At 71.2% G+C, this 14,504-nt stretch carries 14 protein-coding genes and 6 tRNA genes; 10 read left to right on the plus strand and 10 right to left on the minus strand.

Going from position 1 to position 14,504, the window contains the following annotated elements:
- Nucleotides 1-81 precede the first annotated feature (81 nt).
- The 5 genes from ACFUK0_RS36245 to ACFUK0_RS36265 form a co-directional block, all read right to left on the minus strand.
- A complete protein-coding gene (locus ACFUK0_RS36245) occupies nucleotides 82-504 on the minus strand; it encodes a MaoC family dehydratase (protein WP_380257608.1) in 423 nt (140 codons plus the stop codon).
- A gap of 4 nt (nucleotides 505-508) precedes the next feature.
- Nucleotides 509-967: a MaoC family dehydratase N-terminal domain-containing protein gene (locus ACFUK0_RS36250; protein ID WP_380257610.1), complete on the minus strand. Its 459-nt coding sequence runs from the start codon at nucleotides 965-967 to the stop codon at nucleotides 509-511.
- Nucleotides 968-1,092: 125 nt separating this feature from the next.
- Nucleotides 1,093-1,257, minus strand: coding sequence for a 50S ribosomal protein L33 (gene rpmG / locus ACFUK0_RS36255; protein ID WP_006604855.1), 165 nt, complete (start codon nucleotides 1,255-1,257; stop codon nucleotides 1,093-1,095).
- A gap of 83 nt (nucleotides 1,258-1,340) precedes the next feature.
- Nucleotides 1,341-1,413 (minus strand) — tRNA-Met (locus ACFUK0_RS36260).
- Between the two features lie 42 nt (nucleotides 1,414-1,455).
- Nucleotides 1,456-1,528: transfer RNA gene (locus tag ACFUK0_RS36265), tRNA-Thr, on the minus strand.
- A 274-nt stretch (nucleotides 1,529-1,802) separates the two neighbouring features.
- Here ACFUK0_RS36265 and ACFUK0_RS36270 point away from each other — a divergent pair.
- Nucleotides 1,803-3,080 carry a hydrolase gene (locus tag ACFUK0_RS36270; protein ID WP_380257612.1) on the plus strand — a complete coding sequence of 426 codons (1,278 nt, stop codon included), beginning with the start codon at nucleotides 1,803-1,805 and terminating at the stop codon, nucleotides 3,078-3,080.
- Between the two features lie 40 nt (nucleotides 3,081-3,120).
- Here the strand turns inward: ACFUK0_RS36270 and ACFUK0_RS36275 are convergent, their stop codons facing one another.
- Nucleotides 3,121-5,163: an APC family permease gene (locus ACFUK0_RS36275; RefSeq protein ID WP_380257614.1), complete on the minus strand. Its 2,043-nt coding sequence runs from the start codon at nucleotides 5,161-5,163 to the stop codon at nucleotides 3,121-3,123.
- A gap of 495 nt (nucleotides 5,164-5,658) precedes the next feature.
- Here ACFUK0_RS36275 and ACFUK0_RS36280 point away from each other — a divergent pair, with 495 nt between their 5' ends.
- Nucleotides 5,659-6,261, plus strand: coding sequence for a superoxide dismutase (locus ACFUK0_RS36280; protein ID WP_380257616.1), 603 nt, complete (start codon nucleotides 5,659-5,661; stop codon nucleotides 6,259-6,261).
- A 133-nt stretch (nucleotides 6,262-6,394) separates the two neighbouring features.
- On the opposite strand, the gene ACFUK0_RS36285 is transcribed toward ACFUK0_RS36280, so the two are convergent.
- Nucleotides 6,395-6,476, minus strand: a tRNA-Tyr gene (locus ACFUK0_RS36285).
- A 216-nt stretch (nucleotides 6,477-6,692) separates the two neighbouring features.
- Here ACFUK0_RS36285 and ACFUK0_RS36290 point away from each other — a divergent pair.
- Nucleotides 6,693-7,181: a YajQ family cyclic di-GMP-binding protein gene (locus tag ACFUK0_RS36290; protein ID WP_380257618.1), complete on the plus strand. Its 489-nt coding sequence runs from the start codon at nucleotides 6,693-6,695 to the stop codon at nucleotides 7,179-7,181.
- Nucleotides 7,182-7,323: 142 nt separating this feature from the next.
- On the opposite strand, the gene ACFUK0_RS36295 is transcribed toward ACFUK0_RS36290, so the two are convergent.
- Entirely contained in the window at nucleotides 7,324-7,812 is a 489-nt protein-coding gene (locus ACFUK0_RS36295) for a YajQ family cyclic di-GMP-binding protein (RefSeq protein WP_380257618.1), read from the minus strand.
- 216 nt (nucleotides 7,813-8,028) lie between these two features.
- On the opposite strand from ACFUK0_RS36295, the gene ACFUK0_RS36300 reads away from it, so the two are divergent.
- Nucleotides 8,029-8,110: transfer RNA gene (locus tag ACFUK0_RS36300), tRNA-Tyr, on the plus strand.
- A gap of 133 nt (nucleotides 8,111-8,243) precedes the next feature.
- On the opposite strand, the gene ACFUK0_RS36305 is transcribed toward ACFUK0_RS36300, so the two are convergent.
- Nucleotides 8,244-8,846, minus strand: coding sequence for a superoxide dismutase (locus ACFUK0_RS36305; protein ID WP_380257616.1), 603 nt, complete (start codon nucleotides 8,844-8,846; stop codon nucleotides 8,244-8,246).
- 495 nt (nucleotides 8,847-9,341) lie between these two features.
- On the opposite strand from ACFUK0_RS36305, the gene ACFUK0_RS36310 reads away from it, so the two are divergent.
- Nucleotides 9,342-11,384: an APC family permease gene (locus ACFUK0_RS36310; protein ID WP_380257614.1), complete on the plus strand. Its 2,043-nt coding sequence runs from the start codon at nucleotides 9,342-9,344 to the stop codon at nucleotides 11,382-11,384.
- A 40-nt stretch (nucleotides 11,385-11,424) separates the two neighbouring features.
- On the opposite strand, the gene ACFUK0_RS36315 is transcribed toward ACFUK0_RS36310, so the two are convergent.
- On the minus strand, nucleotides 11,425-12,702 hold the full coding sequence (locus tag ACFUK0_RS36315; protein WP_380257612.1) for a hydrolase: 1,278 nt from the start codon (nucleotides 12,700-12,702) through the stop codon (nucleotides 11,425-11,427).
- A gap of 274 nt (nucleotides 12,703-12,976) precedes the next feature.
- Between ACFUK0_RS36315 and ACFUK0_RS36320 the strand changes: the two genes are divergently transcribed.
- From ACFUK0_RS36320 to ACFUK0_RS36340, 5 genes are all read left to right on the plus strand, one after another.
- A tRNA-Thr gene (locus tag ACFUK0_RS36320) sits at nucleotides 12,977-13,049 on the plus strand.
- Nucleotides 13,050-13,091: 42 nt separating this feature from the next.
- Nucleotides 13,092-13,164: transfer RNA gene (locus ACFUK0_RS36325), tRNA-Met, on the plus strand.
- 83 nt (nucleotides 13,165-13,247) lie between these two features.
- The gene (gene rpmG, locus ACFUK0_RS36330; protein ID WP_006604855.1) at nucleotides 13,248-13,412 is read left to right on the plus strand and encodes a 50S ribosomal protein L33; all 165 of its coding nucleotides are present in this window, start codon (nucleotides 13,248-13,250) and stop codon (nucleotides 13,410-13,412) included.
- Between the two features lie 125 nt (nucleotides 13,413-13,537).
- Nucleotides 13,538-13,996: a MaoC family dehydratase N-terminal domain-containing protein gene (locus tag ACFUK0_RS36335; protein WP_380257610.1), complete on the plus strand. Its 459-nt coding sequence runs from the start codon at nucleotides 13,538-13,540 to the stop codon at nucleotides 13,994-13,996.
- Between the two features lie 4 nt (nucleotides 13,997-14,000).
- Complete coding sequence (locus ACFUK0_RS36340) at nucleotides 14,001-14,423, plus strand: MaoC family dehydratase (protein ID WP_380257608.1); 423 nt, start codon at nucleotides 14,001-14,003, stop codon at nucleotides 14,421-14,423.
- Nucleotides 14,424-14,504 lie beyond the last annotated feature (81 nt).

Consider the following 14,504-nt stretch of genomic DNA (forward strand, 5'->3'; position numbering starts at 1 on the left):
GGCGTGCCCCGGAAGGCGGAACCGAAAGGAGCCCGGGGCGTTCGCCCCGGGCCCCGCCCGTGTCTGCTGTCTGCGGACCCGTCAGGCCAGCTGGACGACCGCGCGGGACATCCCCAGCACCTTCTGGCCGCCGGAGGTCGCCACCAGGTCGACCCGGACCTTGCGGTCCTCCAGCAGGGCCGCCACCTTGCCGGTGACCTCGATCACGGCGCCGGCCCCGTCGTTGGGGACGGGCACGGGCCGGGTGAAGCGCACGCCGTACTCGACGACCGCGCCGGGGTCGCCCAGCCAGTCGGTGACCACCCGGATCGCCTCGGCCATGGTGAACATGCCGTGCGCGATGACGTCGGGCAGGCCGACCTCGACCGCGAACTTCTCGTTCCAGTGGATGGGGTTGAAGTCGCCCGAGGCGCCCGCGTACTGCACGAGTGTGGCGCGGGTCACCGGGAAGGAGCGGGCCGGCAGTTCGGTACCGACCTGGACCTCGTCGAAGCTGATCGCCATCGTGCTACTCCCCCGCCTCGTCGGCGGCCCGGGCCACCAGGGTCATCAATGAGGTGACCACGTGCTCACCGCTGCCGTCCGACACCTCGCCACGCACCGTCAGCACGTCGTTCCCGGCGAGCGACTTGATGGCGTCGATGCTGATCAGGACGGAGAGCCGGTCGCCGGCCCGGACCGGGCGGGTGTAGACGAACTTCTGGTCGCCGTGCACCACCCGGGTGAAGTCCAGCCCGAGCTCCGGGTCCTCGACCACCTGGGCGGCGGCCCGATAGGTGATCAGGAACGGGAAGGTCGGCGGGGCGATCACGTCCGGGTGTCCGAACGACTTGGCCGCCTCCTCGTCCCGGTAGACGGGGTTGTCGTCGCCCACGGCGGCGGCGAATTCGCGGATCTTCTCCCGGCCGACCTCGTAGGGCTCGGTGGGCGGATACGTCCGCCCGATGAAAGCGGGGTCGAGCGGCATGGGCCGACTCCTCCGATGTCCGGTGGATCTGGGGCAGAAAAAACTCCGGGCCGCACCCCTTGGAGGGGGTACGGCCCGGAGTCTATAGACCTGATTCACGCAGGCCCGACGACACCTTTACGGGGTCAGCGGGTCTCGCGGTGCGCGGTGTGCGAGTTGCAGCGGGGGCAGTGCTTCTTCATCTCAAGACGGTCCGGGTCGTTACGCCGGTTCTTCTTGGTGATGTAGTTCCGCTCCTTGCACTCCACGCAGGCCAGCGTGATCTTCGGGCGGACATCGGTGGCAGCCACGGGAGTGCCTTCCTTGGACAATGAATAAGAACACAACAAGAGTAGCCGACCGGGAGATCTCGCTCCCGACCGACTACGCGGGGTAGCGGTGACCGGACTTGAACCGGTGACACAGCGATTATGAGCCGCTTGCTCTACCAGCTGAGCTACACCGCCACGGTGACCTCATGCCGGCCGAAGCTGACAATCCTTCACCAGAGCCCCCATGCGGAATCGAACCGCAGACCTTCTCCTTACCATGGAGACGCTCTACCGACTGAGCTATAGGGGCGAACGAGGAAGAGATTACACGGTTCACGGCCAGAGGTGAAATCCATTGGCCGACCGGAAGATCGCAGGTCGGCGGCTCGCACGCACCACCGATCGACGTCCAGTCGTTCGACCGGCCTGCGAAGCCCCACCCGACACGGCGCAGGCCCGCCTCCCCCCGCCGCGACCCGCCGCGCCTTAGGCTCGACCCCCAGCGATCTTGCCTGCGATCTCGCCTGTCACCAGCCCCTCCCGCCGCTCCGGCGGGGCCGGGGAAAGCGGGAAGGAGTCTGCCGATGGCCGCGGACAGCACACCCGCCGACGGGCCGCACCCCGACCGCGGCCCGGCCGCCAACCCCCTGGGGCACGGCCCCGTCCTGCTGCTCGCCGGAGCCCGGCTCGCCGACGGACGGGTGGCCGACGTCCGCATCAGCGGCGACCGGATCCAGGCCGTCGGCGCGGCCGGCAGCCTCGGCCCGCTGACCGCCCCGCCCGGCGGCCCCACCGCCACCACGGGCGCCCGGATCGACCTGACGGGCTACCTGCTGCTGCCCGCCCCGGCCGAGCCGCACGCCCACTACGACGTCGCCTTCACCACCGCCGTGCCGAAGGGGGCCACCACGGCCCCCGAGACGGCCGCCGCGCTGATCACCCGGGCCACCGAGGCCGCCCTCACCTCGCTCGGCTACGGCGCCACCGCCCAGCGCACCCACGTCCGGATCGGCGACACGTACGGGCTGCGCCGGCTGGAGGCCGTCCTCACGGCCCGCCAGACCCTGCGCGGCCTGGCCGAACTCCAGGCCGTCGCGATGCCCGGGCTGCTCACCGGCCTCGCCGGGGCGGACGGGCGGGCGCAGTTGCGCGAGGCCCTCCGGCTCGGCGCGAACGCGGTCGGCGGCTGCCCCGACCTCGACCCGGACCCGGCGGGCTACGTCCAGGTGCTGCTGGAGGCCGCCCGGGAGGCGGACTGCCCCGTCGACCTGCACACCGACGGCGCCGACCCGGCCGCCCTCGCCCGGCTGGCCGCGGCGCTGGCCCCGCTGCGACCGCGGGTCACCCTCGGCCCGTGCAGCGCGATGGGCCCGGACGGCCCCGGCCTGCTGGCGGCCGCGGGCATCCGGGTGGTCTGCCTGCCGCAGAACGGCTGCTGCACCGGCATCGGGGGCCGCCCGGCCGGCCTGAATCCGGCCCTGGTGGCCGGGTTGGCGAACGCCAGGACGCTGCCCGCCGCCGGCAGCGGCTCCCTGCGCGACCCGGCGAACCCGGCCGGCCGGGCCGACCCGCTGGAGGCCGCCTACCTGCTGTCGGCGGGCGGCGGAATGAGCGTGGAGTCCGCGTACGACGCCGTCGCCAACCAGGCCAGGGCGGTGCTCGGCCTGCCGCCCGTCCGGGTCGAGGCGGGCTTTCCCGCCGAGCTGCTGGCGGTGCGCGGCGACAGTCTCGCGGGCGCCCTGGCCGGCGGCCACAGCCGGCTGGTCGTGCACAGCGGACGGATCGTCAGCAGGACCAGCGCCGTACGGGAGTTCGCCGACGCCGTCACGCTCGCACTGCCCCGCCAGGGCACCCCCGGGTAGTCCGCCCCAGGAGGCCCGCAGCGGACGCCCTGGGGCACCGTCAGACGTTCTCGGGCGCCGGCAGCTTCTCGTGCTCCGAGCGCCCGGCGGGCTCGCCGCGGCGCACCGCGCCCGGGGCCCGGCGGGAGGGGTGGTCGGCCCGGCTGGAGGAGGACAGCTGCCAGGGCACGCTGATCACCATCACACCCGGCGTGAACAGCAGCCGGCTCTTCAGCCACAGCGCCGACTGGTTGTGCAGCAGGTGCTCCCACCAGTGCCCGACCACGTACTCCGGGATGAACACGGCCACGGCGTCCCGCGGGCTGGTGCGCCGGTACTCGCGGACGTACCCGACGACCGGCCTGGTGATCTCCCGGTACGGCGAGTCGAGGACCTTCAGCGGCACCTGGACGTCGAGTTCGTCCCACTGCCCCTTCAGCTCCTCGGTGGCCTCCCGCTCGACCTCGACGGTCAGCGCCTCCAGGGTGTCCGGCCGGAACGCCTGGGCGTAGCCCAGCGCCCGCAGGGTGGGCTTGTGCAGCTTGGAGACCAGCACGATGCCGTGCACCTTGGACGGCCGGACGGACTCGGCCTGCGGGTCGTCGACGGCCAGCTCCGACGCCACGCCGTCGTAGTGCCGGCGGATGCCGCGCATCATCACGAACAGCACGATCGCGGCGACCACGGCCAGCCAGGCGCCCTGGGTGAACTTGGTGAGCAGCACGATCACCAGCACCAGCGCGGTGGTCACCGCCCCGAAGCCGTTGATGATCCGGGAGCGGTGGGCGGCGCGCCGGACGGAGCCGTCGGCCTCGCCGCCCAGGACGGCGTTCCAGTGCCTCACCATGCCGATCTGGGACAGCGTGAAGGAGGTGAAGACGCCCAGGATGTACAGGTGGATCAGGCTGGTGACGTTCGCGCCGTAGAGCCAGAGCAGGCCGCCGGCCACCACGGCGAGGGCGATGATGCCGTTGGAGAAGGCGAGCCGGTCGCCGCGGGTGTGCAGCTGCCGGGGCAGGTAGCGGTGCTCGGCGAGGATCGAGGCGAGCAGCGGGAAGCCGTTGAAGGCGGTGTTCGCGGCCAGGATCAGGACCAGCGCGGTGGCCGCCTGGATCAGGTAGAACAGGACGCTGTGGTCCCCGCCGAAGATGGCGGCGGCCAGCTGGGCGATCACGGTCTGCTGCGGCGCGGTGTGGCAGTCCCCCGGGAACCCGGTGAGCCGGCAGGCGTCGTCGGTGATGTGGATCTTCGAGATGAGCGCCAGCGCGGTGATGCCGACGAACATCACCACGGCCGTGATGCCCATGACCGCCATCGTGGTCGCCGCGTTCTTCGACTTCGGCCGGCGGAAGGCCGGCACGCCGTTGGAGATCGCCTCGACCCCGGTCAGCGCCGTACAGCCGGACGCGAAGGCCCGCAGCGCCAGCATCAGCAGCCCGAGCCCCGCCAGCGTGTCCTTGCCGTCGACCGGGACGATGCCGTAGGCCGCGCTGGAGGCCACCGGGGCGTGCCCGAAGGCGACCCGGACCAGCCCGGTGACCACCATCAGCATGATCCCGCTGATGAACAGGTACGTCGGCGCGGCGAAGGCGTTCCCGGACTCCCGTACGCCGCGGAGGTTCATCGCGGCGAGCAGGGCCACGAACACGACCGCCATCACGACCCGGTAGTCGGCCAGGCTCGGCAGCGCCGAGATGATGTTGTCCACGCCGGACGCCACCGACACCGCGACCGTCATCACGTAGTCGACCAGCAGTGAGGCCGCCACCACCAGGCCCGACTTGGCCCCGAGATTGGTGGACACCACCTCGTAGGAGCCGCCGCCGCTGGGGTACGCGTGGACGACCTGGCGGTAGGACATCACCACGACGGCCATCAGCGCGACGACGCCCGCGGCGACCCACGGGGTCAGGTAGAGGAACGCGGTGCCGCCGACGGTGAGCACCAGCAGGATCTCCTGCGTGGCGTACGCCACCGAGGAGAGCGGGTCGGACGCGAAGATCGGCAGCGCGAGCCGCTTGGGCAGCAGCGTCTCGCCCAGCTCCTCGCTGCGCATGGCCCGGCCGATCACGAGACGCTTGAGCGCCTGGGGGAGGTTGAACACACGGGCGAGCGTATGCGGGCCGGCCCCGTCGGCAACCGGTCCTCCCGGGGTGTCGCGGAGGCGTTCCCGGCCGAGCCCGCCGCTCGTCCTCGCAGGTCATAGCCCTGCCGGCGTAATGGCACTGGTCCATCCGGCGGCGCCGCGGGCCCCCGCCCGGACATCGCCGGGAGGTGCCGGAGCAATCAGTCGTACGGTCCAATCCCGGCGGTTGGCGGGCCTTCCGGCGCACCGCGCCCTGACACGGGCTCACGAGGTCGGGGGCGGGCGGGCCGGACGTCCCGGCGGGTGCCGGTTGGGAAGACGATCAGCTCGTACGGAGGGACTCCGGCGAGCGCGGCGGCGCACCGGGACTGTCTCGGCGGGGAGGCTGACGGGCCCGACCCGCCCCTGACGAAACACTCTGATGCCATAAGGATGTAATTGCAAGTGATGCGCAATAGTGTTGCCCGAGCACGCCGGACCGCCTCCCACCGCACGGACTAGGAGCCCCGCCCCATGGGTCAGTACACCCTCCCCGACCTCGCCTACGACTACTCCGCACTCGAAGCGGCGATGACCGGCGAGATCCTGGAACTGCACCACTCCAAGCACCACGCCGCCTACGTCAAGGGCGCCAACGACACCCTGGAGCAGCTCGCCGAGGCCCGCGAGAAGGAGCAGTTCGGCGGCCTGGTCGGCCTGCAGAAGACGCTCGCCTTCCACCTCTCCGGCCACGTCCTGCACTCGCTCTTCTGGGAGAACCTCTCCCCGGACGGCGGCGACCGCCCCGACGGCGCCCTCGCCGACGCCATCGAGGAGCACCTCGGCGGCTTCGAGTCCTTCAGGAAGCAGCTCACCGCCGCCACCGTCGGCGTCCAGGGCTCCGGCTGGGGCATCCTCTCCTGGGAGCCGCTCGGCCGGCGCCTGATCGTCGAGCAGGTCTACGACCACCACGGCAACGTCGGCCAGGGCACCACTCCGCTGCTCGCCTTCGACGCCTGGGAGCACGCCTACTACCTGCAGTACAAGAACGTCCGCCCCGACTACGTCACCAAGCTCTGGGACGTCGTCAACTGGAACGACGTCTCCGCCCGCTTCACCGCCGCCCAGGGCGCCTGACACCACGGCCGGCGGGGCGTCCACTCCCGGGCGCCCCGCCCCTGCCGCCGCCCCACGCCGGGCCCCTGCGGCGGGCACACGAAAGCGGCCCCTGACTTGCGTTTCCGCAGGTCAGGGGCCGTTCGTTATCCGGTGGCTGGTGTAGGGTTCGAACCTACGTAGGCTATGCCGGCAGATTTACAGTCTGCTCCCTTTGGCCGCTCGGGCAACCAGCCAGGGATTCGTCTCGCGGGGCTCGCCCCGTTCGACTGGGTAAACCTTACCCGATGACCGGGGGTGCTCCGCCACTCCGTTGACCACGCGATGATCAAGCGCCGGGTGCGGCTGTCGGCGGCGACGACGGGGGCTTGCTGGATAGGCTGGGGAGGTGGCCTGCCCGGTGGGGCGGGCCCGTGTCAGTGCAGCCAGAGCATCAAGGAGACCAAGACACCATGGCCGACTCCAGTTTCGACATCGTCTCGAAGGTCGATTGGCAGGAGGTCGACAACGCGATCAACCAGACCTCCCGCGAGATCGCCACCCGCTTCGACTTCAAGAACGTCGGCGGCGAGGTCAAGCGGTCGGGCGAGAAGATCGAGATGAAGGCCAACGGCGAGGAGCGCGTCAAGGCGATCCTGGACGTGCTGAAGGACAAGTTCATCAAGCGCGGCCTGTCCCTGAAGGCGCTGGACGCGGCCGAGCCGCAGCTGTCCGGCAAGGAGTACAAGATCTTCGCGGACATCAAGGAAGGCATCACGCAGGACGATGCCAAGAAGGTCGCGAAGATCATCCGGGACGAGGGCCCCAAGGGCGTGAAGGCCCAGGTGCAGGGTGACGAGCTGCGCGTCAGCTCGAAGAGCCGGGACGACCTGCAGACCATCCAGGCCCTGCTCAAGGGCAAGGACCTGGAGTTCGCGATCCAGTTCGTGAACTACCGCTGACCGCGGACCACCCCTGACGCGCACCGCCGGACGCGGTGCCGCGCACCAACGCCGGAGTCCCGGCCCGAGGCGCCTCGGGCCGGGACTCCGGCGTTGGTGCGCGGCACCGCGTCCGGCGGTGCGCGTCAGGGGTGGTCCGCGGTCAGCGGTAGTTCACGAACTGGATCGCGAACTCCAGGTCCTTGCCCTTGAGCAGGGCCTGGATGGTCTGCAGGTCGTCCCGGCTCTTCGAGCTGACGCGCAGCTCGTCACCCTGCACCTGGGCCTTCACGCCCTTGGGGCCCTCGTCCCGGATGATCTTCGCGACCTTCTTGGCATCGTCCTGCGTGATGCCTTCCTTGATGTCCGCGAAGATCTTGTACTCCTTGCCGGACAGCTGCGGCTCGGCCGCGTCCAGCGCCTTCAGGGACAGGCCGCGCTTGATGAACTTGTCCTTCAGCACGTCCAGGATCGCCTTGACGCGCTCCTCGCCGTTGGCCTTCATCTCGATCTTCTCGCCCGACCGCTTGACCTCGCCGCCGACGTTCTTGAAGTCGAAGCGGGTGGCGATCTCGCGGGAGGTCTGGTTGATCGCGTTGTCGACCTCCTGCCAATCGACCTTCGAGACGATGTCGAAACTGGAGTCGGCCATGGTGTCTTGGTCTCCTTGATGCTCTGGCTGCACTGACACGGGCCCGCCCCACCGGGCAGGCCACCTCCCCAGCCTATCCAGCAAGCCCCCGTCGTCGCCGCCGACAGCCGCACCCGGCGCTTGATCATCGCGTGGTCAACGGAGTGGCGGAGCACCCCCGGTCATCGGGTAAGGTTTACCCAGTCGAACGGGGCGAGCCCCGCGAGACGAATCCCTGGCTGGTTGCCCGAGCGGCCAAAGGGAGCAGACTGTAAATCTGCCGGCATAGCCTACGTAGGTTCGAACCCTACACCAGCCACCGGATAACGAACGGCCCCTGACCTGCGGAAACGCAAGTCAGGGGCCGCTTTCGTGTGCCCGCCGCAGGGGCCCGGCGTGGGGCGGCGGCAGGGGCGGGGCGCCCGGGAGTGGACGCCCCGCCGGCCGTGGTGTCAGGCGCCCTGGGCGGCGGTGAAGCGGGCGGAGACGTCGTTCCAGTTGACGACGTCCCAGAGCTTGGTGACGTAGTCGGGGCGGACGTTCTTGTACTGCAGGTAGTAGGCGTGCTCCCAGGCGTCGAAGGCGAGCAGCGGAGTGGTGCCCTGGCCGACGTTGCCGTGGTGGTCGTAGACCTGCTCGACGATCAGGCGCCGGCCGAGCGGCTCCCAGGAGAGGATGCCCCAGCCGGAGCCCTGGACGCCGACGGTGGCGGCGGTGAGCTGCTTCCTGAAGGACTCGAAGCCGCCGAGGTGCTCCTCGATGGCGTCGGCGAGGGCGCCGTCGGGGCGGTCGCCGCCGTCCGGGGAGAGGTTCTCCCAGAAGAGCGAGTGCAGGACGTGGCCGGAGAGGTGGAAGGCGAGCGTCTTCTGCAGGCCGACCAGGCCGCCGAACTGCTCCTTCTCGCGGGCCTCGGCGAGCTGCTCCAGGGTGTCGTTGGCGCCCTTGACGTAGGCGGCGTGGTGCTTGGAGTGGTGCAGTTCCAGGATCTCGCCGGTCATCGCCGCTTCGAGTGCGGAGTAGTCGTAGGCGAGGTCGGGGAGGGTGTACTGACCCATGGGGCGGGGCTCCTAGTCCGTGCGGTGGGAGGCGGTCCGGCGTGCTCGGGCAACACTATTGCGCATCACTTGCAATTACATCCTTATGGCATCAGAGTGTTTCGTCAGGGGCGGGTCGGGCCCGTCAGCCTCCCCGCCGAGACAGTCCCGGTGCGCCGCCGCGCTCGCCGGAGTCCCTCCGTACGAGCTGATCGTCTTCCCAACCGGCACCCGCCGGGACGTCCGGCCCGCCCGCCCCCGACCTCGTGAGCCCGTGTCAGGGCGCGGTGCGCCGGAAGGCCCGCCAACCGCCGGGATTGGACCGTACGACTGATTGCTCCGGCACCTCCCGGCGATGTCCGGGCGGGGGCCCGCGGCGCCGCCGGATGGACCAGTGCCATTACGCCGGCAGGGCTATGACCTGCGAGGACGAGCGGCGGGCTCGGCCGGGAACGCCTCCGCGACACCCCGGGAGGACCGGTTGCCGACGGGGCCGGCCCGCATACGCTCGCCCGTGTGTTCAACCTCCCCCAGGCGCTCAAGCGTCTCGTGATCGGCCGGGCCATGCGCAGCGAGGAGCTGGGCGAGACGCTGCTGCCCAAGCGGCTCGCGCTGCCGATCTTCGCGTCCGACCCGCTCTCCTCGGTGGCGTACGCCACGCAGGAGATCCTGCTGGTGCTCACCGTCGGCGGCACCGCGTTCCTCTACCTGACCCCGTGGGTCGCCGCGGGCGTCGTCGCGCTGATGGCCGTCGTGGTGATGTCCTACCGCCAGGTCGTCCACGCGTACCCCAGCGGCGGCGGCTCCTACGAGGTGGTGTCCACCAATCTCGGGGCCAAGTCGGGCCTGGTGGTGGCGGCCTCACTGCTGGTCGACTACGTGATGACGGTCGCGGTGTCGGTGGCGTCCGGCGTGGACAACATCATCTCGGCGCTGCCGAGCCTGGCCGACTACCGGGTCGTGATGGCGGTCGTGTTCGTGGCCCTGCTCGCCGCGATGAACCTCCGCGGCGTACGGGAGTCCGGGAACGCCTTCGCCGCGCCGACGTACCTGTTCATCAGCGGGATCATGCTGATGGTGGTCACCGGGCTGGTCCGGGTCGCCTTCGGGCACGCCCCGGTGGCCTCCAGCGCGGCCTACGGCATCGTCCCGGTCGACGGCAAGGACACGCTGGCGGGGCTCGGGCTGCTGATGCTGGCGCTGCGGGCCTTCGCGTCCGGCTGTACGGCGCTGACCGGGGTCGAGGCGATCTCCAACGGCGTGCCGGCCTTCCGCCGGCCGAAGTCGAAGAACGCGGCGACCACGATGGCGGTCATGGGCATCACGGCCGTGGTGATGTTCGTCGGCATCACCGCGCTGGCGCTCATCTCGAAGATCCACATCACCGACGACGCCTGCCGGCTCACCGGGTTCCCGGGGGACTGCCACACCGCGCCGCAGCAGACCGTGATCGCCCAGCTGGCCGCCGCCATCTTCGGCGGGGACCACAGCGTCCTGTTCTACCTGATCCAGGCGGCCACCGCGCTGGTCCTGATCCTGGCCGCGAACACCGCCTTCAACGGCTTCCCGCTGCTCGCCTCGATCCTCGCCGAGCACCGCTACCTGCCCCGGCAGCTGCACACCCGCGGCGACCGGCTCGCCTTCTCCAACGGCATCATCGCCCTCGCCGTGGTGGCCGGCGGCCTGCTCTGGCTCTACGGCGCGAACGTCACCAGCCTGATCCACCTGTACATCCTGGGCGTCTTCACCTCCTTCACGCTGTCCCAGATCGGCATGGTGAGGCACTGGAACGCCGTCCTGGGCGGCGAGGCCGACGGCTCCGTCCGGCGCGCCGCCCACCGCTCCCGGATCATCAACGGCTTCGGGGCGGTGACCACCGCGCTGGTGCTGGTGATCGTGCTGCTCACCAAGTTCACCCAGGGCGCCTGGCTGGCCGTGGTCGCCGCGATCGTGCTGTTCGTGATGATGCGCGGCATCCGCCGGCACTACGACGGCGTGGCGTCGGAGCTGGCCGTCGACGACCCGCAGGCCGAGTCCGTCCGGCCGTCCAAGGTGCACGGCATCGTGCTGGTCTCCAAGCTGCACAAGCCCACCCTGCGGGCGCTGGGCTACGCCCAGGCGTTCCGGCCGGACACCCTGGAGGCGCTGACCGTCGAGGTCGAGCGGGAGGCCACCGAGGAGCTGAAGGGGCAGTGGGACGAACTCGACGTCCAGGTGCCGCTGAAGGTCCTCGACTCGCCGTACCGGGAGATCACCAGGCCGGTCGTCGGGTACGTCCGCGAGTACCGGCGCACCAGCCCGCGGGACGCCGTGGCCGTGTTCATCCCGGAGTACGTGGTCGGGCACTGGTGGGAGCACCTGCTGCACAACCAGTCGGCGCTGTGGCTGAAGAGCCGGCTGCTGTTCACGCCGGGTGTGATGGTGATCAGCGTGCCCTGGCAGCTGTCCTCCTCCAGCCGGGCCGACCACCCCTCCCGCCGGGCCCCGGGCGCGGTGCGCCGCGGCGAGCCCGCCGGGCGCTCGGAGCACGAGAAGCTGCCGGCGCCCGAGAACGTCTGACGGTGCCCCAGGGCGTCCGCTGCGGGCCTCCTGGGGCGGACTACCCGGGGGTGCCCTGGCGGGGCAGTGCGAGCGTGACGGCGTCGGCGAACTCCCGTACGGCGCTGGTCCTGCTGACGATCCGTCCGCTGTGCACGACCAGCCGGCTGTGGCCGCCGGCCAGGGCGCCCGCGAGACTGTCGCCGCGCACCGCCAGCAGCTCGGCGGGAAAGCCCGCCTCGACCCGGACGGGCGGCAGGCCGAGCACCGCCCTGGCCTGGTTGGCGACGGCGTCGTACGCGGACTCCACGCTCATTCCGCCGCCCGCCGACAGCAGGTAGGCGGCCTCCAGCGGGTCGGCCCGGCCGGCCGGGTTCGCCGGGTCGCGCAGGGAGCCGCTGCCGGCGGCGGGCAGCGTCCTGGCGTTCGCCAACCCGGCCACCAGGGCCGGATTCAGGCCGGCCGGGCGGCCCCCGATGCCGGTGCAGCAGCCGTTCTGCGGCAGGCAGACCACCCGGATGCCCGCGGCCGCCAGCAGGCCGGGGCCGTCCGGGCCCATCGCGCTGCACGGGCCGAGGGTGACCCGCGGTCGCAGCGGGGCCAGCGCCGCGGCCAGCCGGGCGAGGGCGGCCGGGTCGGCGCCGTCGGTGTGCAGGTCGACGGGGCAGTCCGCCTCCCGGGCGGCCTCCAGCAGCACCTGGACGTAGCCCGCCGGGTCCGGGTCGAGGTCGGGGCAGCCGCCGACCGCGTTCGCGCCGAGCCGGAGGGCCTCGCGCAACTGCGCCCGCCCGTCCGCCCCGGCGAGGCCGGTGAGCAGCCCGGGCATCGCGACGGCCTGGAGTTCGGCCAGGCCGCGCAGGGTCTGGCGGGCCGTGAGGACGGCCTCCAGCCGGCGCAGCCCGTACGTGTCGCCGATCCGGACGTGGGTGCGCTGGGCGGTGGCGCCGTAGCCGAGCGAGGTGAGGGCGGCCTCGGTGGCCCGGGTGATCAGCGCGGCGGCCGTCTCGGGGGCCGTGGTGGCCCCCTTCGGCACGGCGGTGGTGAAGGCGACGTCGTAGTGGGCGTGCGGCTCGGCCGGGGCGGGCAGCAGCAGGTAGCCCGTCAGGTCGATCCGGGCGCCCGTGGTGGCGGTGGGGCCGCCGGGCGGGGCGGTCAGCGGGCCGAGGCTGCCGGCCGCGCCGACGGCCTGGATCCGGTCGCCGCTGATGCGGACGTCGGCCACCCGTCCGTCGGCGAGCCGGGCTCCGGCGAGCAGCAGGACGGGGCCGTGCCCCAGGGGGTTGGCGGCCGGGCCGCGGTCGGGGTGCGGCCCGTCGGCGGGTGTGCTGTCCGCGGCCATCGGCAGACTCCTTCCCGCTTTCCCCGGCCCCGCCGGAGCGGCGGGAGGGGCTGGTGACAGGCGAGATCGCAGGCAAGATCGCTGGGGGTCGAGCCTAAGGCGCGGCGGGTCGCGGCGGGGGGAGGCGGGCCTGCGCCGTGTCGGGTGGGGCTTCGCAGGCCGGTCGAACGACTGGACGTCGATCGGTGGTGCGTGCGAGCCGCCGACCTGCGATCTTCCGGTCGGCCAATGGATTTCACCTCTGGCCGTGAACCGTGTAATCTCTTCCTCGTTCGCCCCTATAGCTCAGTCGGTAGAGCGTCTCCATGGTAAGGAGAAGGTCTGCGGTTCGATTCCGCATGGGGGCTCTGGTGAAGGATTGTCAGCTTCGGCCGGCATGAGGTCACCGTGGCGGTGTAGCTCAGCTGGTAGAGCAAGCGGCTCATAATCGCTGTGTCACCGGTTCAAGTCCGGTCACCGCTACCCCGCGTAGTCGGTCGGGAGCGAGATCTCCCGGTCGGCTACTCTTGTTGTGTTCTTATTCATTGTCCAAGGAAGGCACTCCCGTGGCTGCCACCGATGTCCGCCCGAAGATCACGCTGGCCTGCGTGGAGTGCAAGGAGCGGAACTACATCACCAAGAAGAACCGGCGTAACGACCCGGACCGTCTTGAGATGAAGAAGCACTGCCCCCGCTGCAACTCGCACACCGCGCACCGCGAGACCCGCTGACCCCGTAAAGGTGTCGTCGGGCCTGCGTGAATCAGGTCTATAGACTCCGGGCCGTACCCCCTCCAAGGGGTGCGGCCCGGAGTTTTTTCTGCCCCAGATCCACCGGACATCGGAGGAGTCGGCCCATGCCGCTCGACCCCGCTTTCATCGGGCGGACGTATCCGCCCACCGAGCCCTACGAGGTCGGCCGGGAGAAGATCCGCGAATTCGCCGCCGCCGTGGGCGACGACAACCCCGTCTACCGGGACGAGGAGGCGGCCAAGTCGTTCGGACACCCGGACGTGATCGCCCCGCCGACCTTCCCGTTCCTGATCACCTATCGGGCCGCCGCCCAGGTGGTCGAGGACCCGGAGCTCGGGCTGGACTTCACCCGGGTGGTGCACGGCGACCAGAAGTTCGTCTACACCCGCCCGGTCCGGGCCGGCGACCGGCTCTCCGTCCTGATCAGCATCGACGCCATCAAGTCGCTCGCCGGGAACGACGTGCTGACGGTGCGTGGCGAGGTGTCGGACGGCAGCGGTGAGCACGTGGTCACCTCATTGATGACCCTGGTGGCCCGGGCCGCCGACGAGGCGGGGGAGTAGCACGATGGCGATCAGCTTCGACGAGGTCCAGGTCGGTACCGAACTGCCGGCCCGCTCCTTCCCGGTGACCCGCGCCACACTCGTGCAGTACGCGGGCGCCTCGGGCGACTTCAACCCCATCCACTGGAACGAGAAGTTCGCGGTCGAGGTCGGCCTGCCCGACGTCATCGCGCACGGCATGTTCACCATGGCCGAGGCGATCCGGGTGGTCACCGACTGGCTGGGCGACCCCGGCGCGGTCGTCGAGTACGGCGTGCGCTTCACCCGGCCCGTGCCCGTCCCCAACGACGGGGCCGGCGCCGTGATCGAGGTCACCGGCAAGGTGGCGGCCCTGCTGGAGGACCGCAAGGTCCGGGTCGACCTGGTGGCGACCTCCGGCGGCCAGAAGGTGCTGGGGATGTCCCGCGCGGTCGTCCAGCTGGCCTGACGGGTCCGCAGACAGCAGACACGGGCGGGGCCCGGGGCGAACGCCCCGGGCTCCTTTCGGTTCCGCCTTCCGGGGCACGCC

Origin of the sequence: Kitasatospora sp. NPDC057223, assembly GCF_042669755.1 — a bacterium.
Taxonomy (GTDB): Bacteria; Actinomycetota; Actinomycetes; order Streptomycetales; family Streptomycetaceae; genus Kitasatospora.